General features: G+C 59.1%; 18 protein-coding genes and 1 pseudogene. All 19 read left to right on the top strand.

All coding sequences use genetic code 11. From position 1 onward, the window contains the following. Positions 1–127 (top strand): EF-Tu C-terminal domain-related protein (locus tag Mhypo_RS08415; RefSeq protein WP_476738584.1); only part of this gene is annotated, 127 nt, incomplete at its 5' end. A 12-nt stretch (positions 128–139) separates the two neighbouring features. After that, positions 140–454, top strand: coding sequence for a 30S ribosomal protein S10 (gene rpsJ, locus Mhypo_RS08410; RefSeq protein ID WP_119340854.1), 315 nt, complete (start codon positions 140–142; stop codon positions 452–454). Then, positions 454–1,098 carry a 50S ribosomal protein L3 gene (rplC, locus tag Mhypo_RS08405; RefSeq protein WP_119340853.1) on the top strand — a complete coding sequence of 215 codons (645 nt, stop codon included), beginning with the start codon at positions 454–456 and terminating at the stop codon, positions 1,096–1,098. The genes rpsJ and rplC overlap by 1 nt, the downstream gene beginning before the upstream one ends. Continuing rightward, positions 1,098–1,718, top strand: coding sequence for a 50S ribosomal protein L4 (gene rplD / locus Mhypo_RS08400; RefSeq protein WP_119340852.1), 621 nt, complete (start codon positions 1,098–1,100; stop codon positions 1,716–1,718). The genes rplC and rplD overlap by 1 nt, the downstream gene beginning before the upstream one ends. Further along, a complete protein-coding gene (locus Mhypo_RS08395) occupies positions 1,718–2,008 on the top strand; it encodes a 50S ribosomal protein L23 (RefSeq protein ID WP_119340851.1) in 291 nt (96 codons plus the stop codon). The genes rplD and Mhypo_RS08395 overlap by 1 nt, the downstream gene beginning before the upstream one ends. A gap of 219 nt (positions 2,009–2,227) precedes the next feature. Continuing rightward, positions 2,228–3,055, top strand: coding sequence for a 50S ribosomal protein L2 (gene rplB / locus Mhypo_RS08390; RefSeq protein ID WP_119340850.1), 828 nt, complete (start codon positions 2,228–2,230; stop codon positions 3,053–3,055). Between the two features lie 9 nt (positions 3,056–3,064). Next, positions 3,065–3,346, top strand: coding sequence for a 30S ribosomal protein S19 (gene rpsS, locus Mhypo_RS08385; protein WP_119340849.1), 282 nt, complete (start codon positions 3,065–3,067; stop codon positions 3,344–3,346). 115 nt (positions 3,347–3,461) lie between these two features. Beyond that, the gene (gene rplV / locus Mhypo_RS08380) at positions 3,462–3,854 is read left to right on the top strand and encodes a 50S ribosomal protein L22 (RefSeq protein WP_222592825.1); all 393 of its coding nucleotides are present in this window, start codon (positions 3,462–3,464) and stop codon (positions 3,852–3,854) included. Then, entirely contained in the window at positions 3,847–4,608 is a 762-nt protein-coding gene (gene rpsC / locus Mhypo_RS08375) for a 30S ribosomal protein S3 (RefSeq protein WP_119340847.1), read from the top strand. Before rplV ends, rpsC begins: the two co-directional genes overlap by 8 nt. A gap of 3 nt (positions 4,609–4,611) precedes the next feature. Beyond that, positions 4,612–5,037 (top strand): 50S ribosomal protein L16, encoded by a 426-nt coding sequence (gene rplP, locus Mhypo_RS08370; RefSeq protein ID WP_119340846.1) that lies wholly within the window; start codon positions 4,612–4,614, stop codon positions 5,035–5,037. Further along, positions 5,015–5,209, top strand: a pseudogene (rpmC, locus tag Mhypo_RS08365) (50S ribosomal protein L29); the annotation flags it as partial. The gene rplP and the pseudogene rpmC, both read left to right, overlap by 23 nt. Positions 5,210–5,331: 122 nt before the next feature. Beyond that, complete coding sequence (rpsQ, locus tag Mhypo_RS08360; protein WP_119340845.1) at positions 5,332–5,625, top strand: 30S ribosomal protein S17; 294 nt, start codon at positions 5,332–5,334, stop codon at positions 5,623–5,625. Beyond that, a complete protein-coding gene (gene rplN, locus Mhypo_RS08355) occupies positions 5,622–5,990 on the top strand; it encodes a 50S ribosomal protein L14 (RefSeq protein WP_119340844.1) in 369 nt (122 codons plus the stop codon). The genes rpsQ and rplN overlap by 4 nt, the downstream gene beginning before the upstream one ends. A gap of 219 nt (positions 5,991–6,209) precedes the next feature. Further along, positions 6,210–6,545: a 50S ribosomal protein L24 gene (gene rplX / locus Mhypo_RS08350; RefSeq protein ID WP_119340856.1), complete on the top strand. Its 336-nt coding sequence runs from the start codon at positions 6,210–6,212 to the stop codon at positions 6,543–6,545. 11 nt (positions 6,546–6,556) lie between these two features. Further along, complete coding sequence (gene rplE / locus Mhypo_RS08345) at positions 6,557–7,105, top strand: 50S ribosomal protein L5 (RefSeq protein ID WP_119340843.1); 549 nt, start codon at positions 6,557–6,559, stop codon at positions 7,103–7,105. A gap of 43 nt (positions 7,106–7,148) precedes the next feature. Further along, positions 7,149–7,418, top strand: coding sequence for a 30S ribosomal protein S14 (gene rpsN / locus Mhypo_RS08340; protein ID WP_119340842.1), 270 nt, complete (start codon positions 7,149–7,151; stop codon positions 7,416–7,418). Between the two features lie 163 nt (positions 7,419–7,581). Then, positions 7,582–7,977, top strand: a complete 396-nt coding sequence (gene rpsH / locus Mhypo_RS08335) for a 30S ribosomal protein S8 (RefSeq protein WP_119340841.1) — start codon at positions 7,582–7,584, stop codon at positions 7,975–7,977. 108 nt (positions 7,978–8,085) lie between these two features. Next, a complete protein-coding gene (gene rplF / locus Mhypo_RS08330; RefSeq protein ID WP_119340840.1) occupies positions 8,086–8,625 on the top strand; it encodes a 50S ribosomal protein L6 in 540 nt (179 codons plus the stop codon). A gap of 54 nt (positions 8,626–8,679) precedes the next feature. Beyond that, positions 8,680–9,018, top strand: a complete 339-nt coding sequence (rplR, locus tag Mhypo_RS08325; protein WP_119340839.1) for a 50S ribosomal protein L18 — start codon at positions 8,680–8,682, stop codon at positions 9,016–9,018. Positions 9,019–9,069: the final 51 nt, after the last annotated feature.

The following is a 9,069-nucleotide window of genomic DNA, read 5'->3' as shown; positions in this document are numbered from 1 at the left end:
GGGGGACAACATCACCTTCACGGTGGAGCTGATCAAGCCCATCGCCATGGAGGAAGGTCTGCGCTTCGCCATCCGTGAAGGCGGTCGCACCGTGGGCGCTGGTGTGGTGGCGAAGATTATCGAGTAAGGGAGGCCCTGAATGCCAAAGATTCGTATCAAACTTCGGGGCTTTGACCACAAGAGCTTGGATGCTTCGGCCGCCAAGATTGTGGAAACGGCCCGCCGTAGCGGTGCACAGGTGGCGGGCCCGGTGCCCCTGCCCACCCGCATCCGCCGCTTTACCGTGCTGCGGGGCCCCTTCAAACACAAGGACAGCCGCGAGCACTTCGAGCTGCGTACCCATAACCGCCTGGTAGACATCACCGACCCTACCCCCAAGACCATCGAGGGGTTGCGTAACCTCGACCTGCCCACCGGGGTCGAGATCGAACTCAAGATGGTAGGAGGCCGCTAATGAAGGGCATCCTTGGAACCAAAGTGGGCATGACCCAGGTCTGGAAGGGCGATAAAGCTGTTCCTGTGACGGTGATTCTGGCAGGCCCCTGTCCCGTAGTGCAGCGCAAAACCGTCGATAAGGATGGCTACGAGGCAGTTCAGCTGGGTTTCCAGAGTCAGAAGGCCCAGCGGGTCAACAAACCAGCCAAGGGGCATTTTGCCAGGGCGGGGGTTGAGCCGGTGAAGTTCCTGCGGGAGCTGCGGGGCTTCAATCCAGACGGTGATACCGTTACGGTGAGCATCTTCAACCCGGGGGAAGTGGTGGATGTGACCGGCACCTCTAAAGGCCACGGCTTTACCGGCGTAATGAAGAAGTGGAACTTTGCGGGGGGTAACGACTCGCACGGAGCCCACAAGATTCACCGCCACGGCGGCTCGATCGGTAACCGCAAGACGCCAGGCCGGGTTTTCAAGGGTAAGAAGATGGCCGGGCGCTGGGGTAACGAAAAAGTGACCATCCAGGGCCTCGAGGTCGTGGACGTGCTCGAGGGCGAGAACCTGATTCTGGTCAAGGGCTCGGTCCCGGGGGCCAACGGTAGCCTGGTGGTGGTGCGCCAGACCAGCAAAGTACCCGCCCTCAAGGCCGGAAAGGGAGGTAAGTGATGTATAACCTTCCGGTGCTCGGAAGCAACAAAACCGTGGAGGCAACGCTTCCTGAAAAGGTGAACAGCCACGTGCTCTACGAGGTGGTGCGCTGGCAACTGGCCTCGCGTCGCCGGGGTACCGCTGCTACCAAGACCCGTGGCATGGTGAACTTCACCACCAAAAAGATGTACGGCCAAAAGCACACCGGGCGGGCCCGCCACGGCGACTATGGTGCGCCCATCTTCGTGGGGGGTGGTACGGTTTTCGGCCCGCAACCCCGCGACTACAGCTACACCCTGCCCAAAAAAGTACGCAAGCTGGGGCTGGGTATGGCCCTGGCCGACCGCGCCAGGGAAGGCAAGCTCTTCCTGGCCGAAGACTTCAAGGGCGTCAACGGCAAAACCAAGGAGTTCGTGGCCTGGCTCAAAGCCCACAACCTCGAGGGCCACACCATCCTGCTGGTTACCAGCGACGAAAAGGTAGCCCGCGCAGCCCGCAACCTGCCCAGGGTACGGGTGCTGGCGCCCGAGGGACTCAACGTCTACGACATCATGCGCCAGGAAGCTCTGGTGATGGAGGCGAGTGCCTGGGAAGGCGTGCAGGCTCGAGTAAGCCGCAGCGAAAGGGGTGAAGCCTGATGAAAACGCCCCACGACGTAATCATTCAACCCGTCTTGTCCGAAAAAGCCTATGGCCGCTTCGCTGAGGGGATTTATACCTTCTGGGTGCACCCCAAAGCCAATAAGACCGAGATTGCCAATGCCGTAGAGGCCGCTTTTAAGGTCAAGGTGGTGCGGGTCAATACCCAGAACACCCTGGGCAAGGATAAGCGCTTGGGCCGTTTTGCCGGCAAGCGCCCCGACCGTAAGAAGGCCATCGTGACGGTGGCTGCTGGACAGAAGATCGAAGCCCTGGAAGGACTGATCTGATCGGTGGGTTCCGATCTTTTGAGGGCTTTAAGAAGGAGGTAGCGGGTAGAGGGTCAGGCGGCAAGAAAGGCTTTTCCTGTACCACTACCTACCACCCCGGATGCCTCGAGACCGAGCCAAACCTGTCTATCTCACAAACAGGGGCGGATGAAGGGGCAAAAAAATCCACTTGGCATCAGGACGACTCGGTTAGTCCGTATCAAGTGAGAGGAAGAGAAAATGGCAGTAAAGAAGTTCAGACCCTACACACCATCGCGCCGCTTCATGACGGTAGCGGACTTCTCCGATTTGACCAAAAAGCGTCCGGAGAAGAGCCTCACCGCCCCAATGAAAAAAACCGGGGGGCGCAACAACCAGGGCCGCACCACCAGCCGGTTTATTTCCGGGGGGCACAAGCAGCTCTACCGTATCATCGACTTCCGCCGCCGCGACAAGGTGGGTATTCCTGCGCGGGTAGCGGCCATCGAGTACGACCCCAACCGTACCGCCCGCATCGCCCTCCTGTTCTACCGCGATGGCGAGAAGCGCTACATCCTGGCACCCGACTCCCTGCGCGTGGACAGCACCGTCATCAGCGGGCCTGAAGCCGCCATCGCGGTAGGGAACGCCTTGCCCCTGCGCTTTATCCCGGTAGGTACGGTGATTCATGCGGTGGAGCTCGAGCCTGGCAAAGGGGCCAAGATGGCCCGCAGCGCGGGTACCAGCGTGCAGGTACAGGGCCGTGAAGGCGATTACGTGATCCTGCGGCTGCCCTCGGGCGAGCTGCGCAAGGTACACGGGGAGTGCTTTGCCACTATTGGGGTGGTTTCCAACAGCGATCACAAAAACATTGTGATAGGTAAGGCAGGTCGCAACCGCCACAAGGGCCGTAAGGGCCACGTGCGCGGTACGGTCATGAACCCGGTGGATCACCCGCACGGTGGTGGGGAAGGCCGGGCACCGCGGGGTCGCCCGCCGGTTTCGCCCTGGGGCCAGCAAGCTAAAGGTCTCAAGACCCGCAAGAAGAAGAAGCCCTCGAGCGCGCTTATCGTGTCTCGTCGCAAGTAGAGGTGCACTATGCCACGCAGTTTGAAAAAAGGAATTTTCGTGGAAAGCCACCTGCTGGAAAAAGTCGAGGCGATGAACGCCAAAGGCGAGAAGCGGGTGATCAAGACCTGGAGCCGTCGGAGCACCATCGTGCCAGAGATGATTGGCCACACCCTGGCGGTCTACAACGGCAAACAGCACGTACCGGTCTATGTGACCGAACAGATGGTCGGGCACAAGCTGGGCGAATTCTCGCCCACCCGCACCTACAGGGGTCATAGCCGTGAGGCCAAGACCGCTGCCAAGAAATAAGGGGTGAGTCATGGAAGCCAAACGTCGTTTGAGAAAGAGTGACCGCAAGGACATTCACAATGACCTCCGTGATGTTCATCACCCCGGCTCGGCGGGTCTAAAGCGCTATGCCAGGATGTCACTACGCCAGAAAAGCGAGGCCCTCAAGGCCGAGACGGCCCATACCTATGCCCTGGCCACTGCCCGGCACGTCCGTATGTCGCCACAAAAGGTGCGCCTGGTGGTAGACCTGATTCGTGGCAAGAAGCTGGAAGAAGCCCGCGCCATCCTCAAATACACCCCGCACCGCGCTTCGGAGATTGTGGCCAAGGTGCTCGAGTCGGCAGCCGCCAACGGCATGAACGATGACCGTAAGAACATGATCGAAGACCAGATCTTCGTCAAGGCGGCCTATGTGGACGAGGGCCCCGCCATCAAGCGGATGCTGCCCCGTGCCCGGGGGAGCGCCAACATGATCAAGAAGCGTACCAGCCACATCACCATCATCGTGGGGGAGAAAAATGGGTAACAAAATCAATCCCGTAGGCTTGCGCCTGGGTATCACCCGCGAGTTTGAGTCGCGCTGGTACGCAGGTAAGAAGACATATGCCAAGATCATTCAAGATGACCGCCTGATCCGCCACACCATCGAGAAAGAGCTGCGTCCTGCGGGCCTGGCGCGTATAGATATCGAACGTGCGGCTGACAACATTGCCATTACCGTTTATGCGGCCAAGCCCGGCGTGGTGATTGGTCGGGGCGGCGAAACCATCAAGCGCTTGCGCGAAACCTTGCAAAACAAGTTTCCCGGCAAAACCGTCGCTCTGAACGTGCAGGAAGTGGGCAACCCCAATCTGTCGGCACCCCTGGTCGCCCAGCGCGTGGCCGAACAGATCGAACGCCGCTTCGCTGTGCGCCGCAGCATAAAGCAAGCCGTGCAGCGGGTGCGCGAATCCGGGGCGCAGGGGGCCAAAATTGTGGTCTCGGGCCGTATTGGCGGCGCCGAACAGGCTCGTGTGGAGTGGGCTGCCGAGGGCCGGGTGCCTCTGCATACCTTGCGGGCTAATATCGACTATGGTACGGCCCGTGCCGAGACCACCTACGGTTCGCTCGGCGTCAAGGCCTATGTCTTCATGGGCGAAGTGATTGGCGGCAAGAAGGTCGTGCCGGGTGCCGCGCCCACGGCGCGTCCCGCAGCTCCCAAGCGTGACCGCGAGGACAGCAAGCCCCGTCGCCGCTCGGCGGTGCGTAAGGCTGGTGCTGGTGCCAAGGAAGGTGAGTAAAGCATGTTGATGCCCAAACGCATGAAATACCGCAAGGCCCACCGGGGCCGGATGCGGGGTACCGCCAAAGGGGGCGACTATGTGGCCTTTGGCGAGTGGGGCCTGGTAGCCATGGAGCCTACCTGGGTTACCAGCCAGCAGATCGAAGCAGCCCGTGTGGCGATGGTGCGCCACTTCCGCCGTGGGGGTAAGATTTTTATCCGTATCTTCCCTGACAAACCCTTTACCAAGAAGCCCCTGGAAGTCCGGATGGGTAAAGGAAAGGGGAACGTGGAGGGGTACGTGGCCGTGGTGAAGCCTGGTCGGGTGATGTTTGAAGTGTCCGGCGTGACTGAAGAGCAGGCCCGTGAAGCCCTTCGTCTGGCCGGACACAAACTGCCCATGCAAACTAAGGTGGTGAGACGCGATGCCTACGACGAAGCCCAGTGAGCTGCGCAAACTGCCGGTGTCGGAGTTGCAAAAGCGAATCCAGGACACCAAGAAAGAGCTGATGGAGCTGCGCTTTCAGTCCAGCATTGGGCAACTGGATAAAAACCATCGGGTAGCTGAAGCCAAGCGCGAGATTGCCCGCATGATGACCGTGCTGGGTGAGAAGGCCAGGGGGGTTGAGGGGGCGAACGAGGTTGAAGCCAAGCCCACCCAGGCCGGGAAGAGGACGGCTGCCAAGGCCAAAGCCCCCGCGCAAAAGCCCCGCGCCAAGAAAGCTTAAAAAAGGAGTCTACGATGCCCAAAAAAGTTCTAACCGGCGTGGTGGTAAGCGATAAGGCGCAGAAGACCGTTACGGTTCTGGTCGAGCGCCAGATGCAACACCCGCTGTACGGCAAGGTTATCAAGCAATCCAAAAAGTACCTCGCCCACGACGAAAACGACCAGTACAAACTCGGCGATATCGTTGAGATCAGGGAAGCTACCCCGATATCGAAAAACAAGAAATTTGTGGTGGTGGGGCGTCTCGAGGAAGGCCGTATGGACTTGGTCGAGCGCTACCTGCTGCGTAAGGAGCGTGGTAAAGCGTGATTCAGCAAGAAACCGTGCTGGAAGTCGCCGACAATACCGGCGCGCGCAAAATTGCCTGTATCCGGGTGATGGGCGGCCACTACCGCAAGTACGCTGGTGTGGGCGACGTGATCGTGGCTTCGGTGAAGGAAGCCATCCCCAGGGGCATGGTCAAGGAAGGGGATGTGGTCAAGGCGGTGGTGGTGCGGACGGCCAAGGAAATCCGTCGTCAGGACGGTTCTTCCATTCGTTTCGACACCAATGCTGCAGTCATCATCAACCCCCAGAACGAGCCCCGTGGAACCCGTGTGTTTGGCCCGGTGGCCCGCGAACTGCGCGAACGCGGGTTCATGAAGATCGTTTCGCTGGCCCCTGAGGTGCTCTGACCCATAGACAGGGTGGCGGGTTCTTGCCGTAGGCAAGTTGTTTCCGATACACGGGAGGCTTCCGGAGTCTCCTGTCCCGCGCCCAGCTTGTCTGGGTCAAAACCGACCCCCGACCCCGACAAGCCTCGAGTGAAGGATGCTTTTCAGGGCGATTTCTGGTAGACTGGCCATTTGGTGTCAAGGACTTGGCTGTCTTGGCCCTGGAGCAAAATCGGAGGAATAATGTCCAAGGTACACGTTAAAAAAGGGGACACTGTAGTGGTTCTTTCCGGCAAGGAAGGACTGCGCGGTGAAACCGGCAAAGTCAAGGCCGTCATGCCCAAGGAGGGTATGGTGGTGGTGGAGGGGCTGAACCTGATCAAGCGTGCGGTACGCCCCAACCCCCGCAACCCCCAGGGGGGCTTTATCGAGAGCGAAGCACCAATCCATGCTTCGAAGGTTATGCCGATTTGCCCGAGCTGCGAGAAGCCGACACGTATCCGCAAGAAGGTGCTACCCGACGGTACCAAGGCACGTGTCTGCGCCAAGTGCGATGGCGTGCTGGATACCAAATAAGGGGGTTGTGAATGCCTTTAGAAGTTGCCCTCAAGAAACGCTACGTCGAAGAGATTCGGCCCGAATTAATGAAGCGCTTTGGCTACGATAACATTATGGCGGTGCCACGCCTGGTCAAGGTTGTAGTTAACCAGGGGTTGGGTGAGGCCAAGGAAGATAGCCGGATTCTGGAAAAGGCGGGCAAAGAACTGGCCGTCATCACAGGTCAGCAGCCGGCCATCACCCGCGCGAAAAAATCCATCTCCAACTTCAAGCTGCGCCAGGGCATGCCCATCGGTCTGCGGGTCACCCTGCGGGGTGATCGGATGTGGATTTTTGTCGAGAAGCTGGTTAATATTGCCCTGCCCCGTATCCGCGATTTCCGTGGGGTCAATCCAGGCGCCTTCGATGGTCGTGGCAACTACAACCTGGGTCTGCGCGAGCAAGCCATCTTCCCCGAAATCACCTTTGATATGGTGGATGCGGTGCGTGGGATGGACATTGCAGTGGTCACCACAGCTAAGAACGATGAGGAAGCTAGGGCCCTGCTGGAACTCCTGGGGTTCCCGTTCCGGAAGTAAGTTTGAGCCCTTTTGCTACCTGCTTTAGAAAGGAGGTGAAACCATGGCCAAGAAATCCCAAGTCGAGAAGATGAAGCGCAAGCAAAAAACCATCGCCAAGTACGCGGCCAAGCGGGCGGCCCTCAAAGCCGCGGGTGATTACGCTGCTCTGGCCGAGCTGCCCCGCGATGCCAGCCCGACCCGCCACAAGAACCGCTGCGCAGTGACAGGCCGTTCCAAGGCTTTTATGCGTTACTTCGGCCTCTCGCGTCTTCAGTTCCGCGAAATGGCCCACAAGGGTCAGTTGCCGGGTGTCAAGAAAGCCAGCTGGTAAAGGTTGCTTTGTAGGTCGGTAAGCTTTTACCGATACCGCAAGGTCAATCCCAAGGGTGCCCTCTGTGGATGTTCTGAACTGGCTGGTTGGCCAACTTAGCCAAGACCGGGTTCCGCAAACCTCCAGACCAAACAGAGCTGCCCATGAAGAAGGAGATTTCGCAATGCTCAGTGATCCAATTGCCGATATGCTGACCCGGATTCGCAACGGAGTCCAGGTGTACAAGGAGAGCGTGGATGTGCCTGCTTCCAAGTTCAAGCAGCAAATCGCCAGCATCCTTGTCAAGGAAGGTTTCCTCAAAGGGGTGGAGCCGGTAGAGGTTGACGGCAAGCCCTACCTCCGCCTGACCCTCAAATACGGTCCCCGCCGTGAACAAGTGATCCAGCACATCCAGCGGGTGAGCCGCCCGGGCCGCCGGGTTTACGTAACTGCCGAGAATGTACCCAGTGTGCGCCGTGGCCTGGGGTTGGCGATTGTCTCGACTTCCAAAGGTCTGTTGCCCGACCGCGAAGCCCGTAAGCTGGGCGTGGGCGGCGAAGTGATTTGCGAGGTGTGGTAATCCCACCCCAATTTGAGCTGTCCCCGAGAGCAGCGTTATGGCCCCTGTTGCTCTGCCCAAAGCAGTAATCGCGCTCAAATCGGGGGCCCCATCAAGGAGAAAGACAACATGTCTCGAATTGGAAAACAACCCATCACCTTGCCCAAAGGCGTGACCGTAGAAGTGGCTACCGGGCTTGTCAAGGTCAAGGGTTCCAAGGGCGAACTGACCGTGCCGGTCCATACTGACCTGACCGTAAAGAACGAAAACGGTGTCATCACCGTGAGCCGTCCCTCAGATAGCCGTACGCACCGGAGCCTGCACGGCCTGACCCGCACCCTTATTGCCAATGCCATCCAGGGGGTTTCGGCAGGCTACGTGAAGGAAATGCTCATTAGTGGTACTGGCTATCGTGCGGCCATGCAGGGCAAGAACCTCGAGCTCACCGTGGGGCACAGCCACAAGGATATCGTCACCCCACCAGCCGGCATTACCTTTGAGGTGCCTGAACCCACCAAAATCCGAGTCGTGGGTATTGATAAGCAACTGGTGGGACAGGTGGCCGCGAATGTGCGGGCGGTTCGCCCCCCCGACGCTTACCACGCCAAGGGTATTCGTTACGCCGATGAGGTAGTCAAGACCAAGCCTGGTAAGACTGCAGGTAAATAGATTGATCCCGCTATCCATCTAGGGTGGGAGCGGGTGTCAGAGGAAGGAGAATCTGTGGCTCGTTTGTCCACTGAAGACCGCCGTAAGTTCCGGGTTCGCAACGCTGTTAAATCCTCGGGCCGCCTGCGCCTCAGCGTTCACCGCAGCTTGCAGCACATCTACGCCCAAATCATTGACGACAGCAAAGGGGTGACCCTGGCAGCCGTCTCGAGCAAATCCCTCAAGCTTTCGGGCAACAAAACCGAGGTCGCTAAGAAAGTGGGTGCTGCCATCGCTGAGGCGGCCAAGGCCAAGGGTATTGCCCAGGTGGTTTTTGACCGGGGCGCCTTCAAGTATCACGGGCGCGTCAAGGCGCTGGCCGATGCTGCACGTGAAGGGGGACTGGAGTTCTAGCTGACAGCCGATAACCTGTAGCTAAGCGGCTATTTGTTATCAGCGTTAGCC

Origin of the sequence: Meiothermus hypogaeus, assembly GCF_003574035.1 — a bacterium.
Taxonomy (GTDB): Bacteria; Deinococcota; Deinococci; order Deinococcales; family Thermaceae; genus Meiothermus; species Meiothermus hypogaeus.
This window is presented reverse-complemented; position numbering and strand designations above follow the sequence as displayed.

Bases quoted from the DNA above. Each gene is read 5' to 3' on its own strand.
- rplP (WP_119340846.1), top strand. From the start codon at position 4,612: ATGTTGATGCCCAAACGCATGAAATACCGCAAGGCCCACCGGGGCCGG.
- rpsQ (WP_119340845.1), top strand. From the start codon at position 5,332: ATGCCCAAAAAAGTTCTAACCGGCGTGGTGGTAAGCGATAAGGCGCAG.
- Mhypo_RS08395 (WP_119340851.1), top strand. From the start codon at position 1,718: ATGAAAACGCCCCACGACGTAATCATTCAACCCGTCTTGTCCGAAAAA.
- rplC (WP_119340853.1), top strand. From the start codon at position 454: ATGAAGGGCATCCTTGGAACCAAAGTGGGCATGACCCAGGTCTGGAAG.
- rpsN (WP_119340842.1), top strand. From the start codon at position 7,149: ATGGCCAAGAAATCCCAAGTCGAGAAGATGAAGCGCAAGCAAAAAACC.
- rpsS (WP_119340849.1), top strand. From the start codon at position 3,065: ATGCCACGCAGTTTGAAAAAAGGAATTTTCGTGGAAAGCCACCTGCTG.
- rplB (WP_119340850.1), top strand. From the start codon at position 2,228: ATGGCAGTAAAGAAGTTCAGACCCTACACACCATCGCGCCGCTTCATG.
- rpsH (WP_119340841.1), top strand. From the start codon at position 7,582: ATGCTCAGTGATCCAATTGCCGATATGCTGACCCGGATTCGCAACGGA.
- rpsJ (WP_119340854.1), top strand. From the start codon at position 140: ATGCCAAAGATTCGTATCAAACTTCGGGGCTTTGACCACAAGAGCTTG.
- rplV (WP_222592825.1), top strand. From the start codon at position 3,462: ATGTCACTACGCCAGAAAAGCGAGGCCCTCAAGGCCGAGACGGCCCAT.
- rpsC (WP_119340847.1), top strand. From the start codon at position 3,847: ATGGGTAACAAAATCAATCCCGTAGGCTTGCGCCTGGGTATCACCCGC.
- rplD (WP_119340852.1), top strand. From the start codon at position 1,098: ATGTATAACCTTCCGGTGCTCGGAAGCAACAAAACCGTGGAGGCAACG.
- rplF (WP_119340840.1), top strand. From the start codon at position 8,086: ATGTCTCGAATTGGAAAACAACCCATCACCTTGCCCAAAGGCGTGACC.
- rplE (WP_119340843.1), top strand. From the start codon at position 6,557: ATGCCTTTAGAAGTTGCCCTCAAGAAACGCTACGTCGAAGAGATTCGG.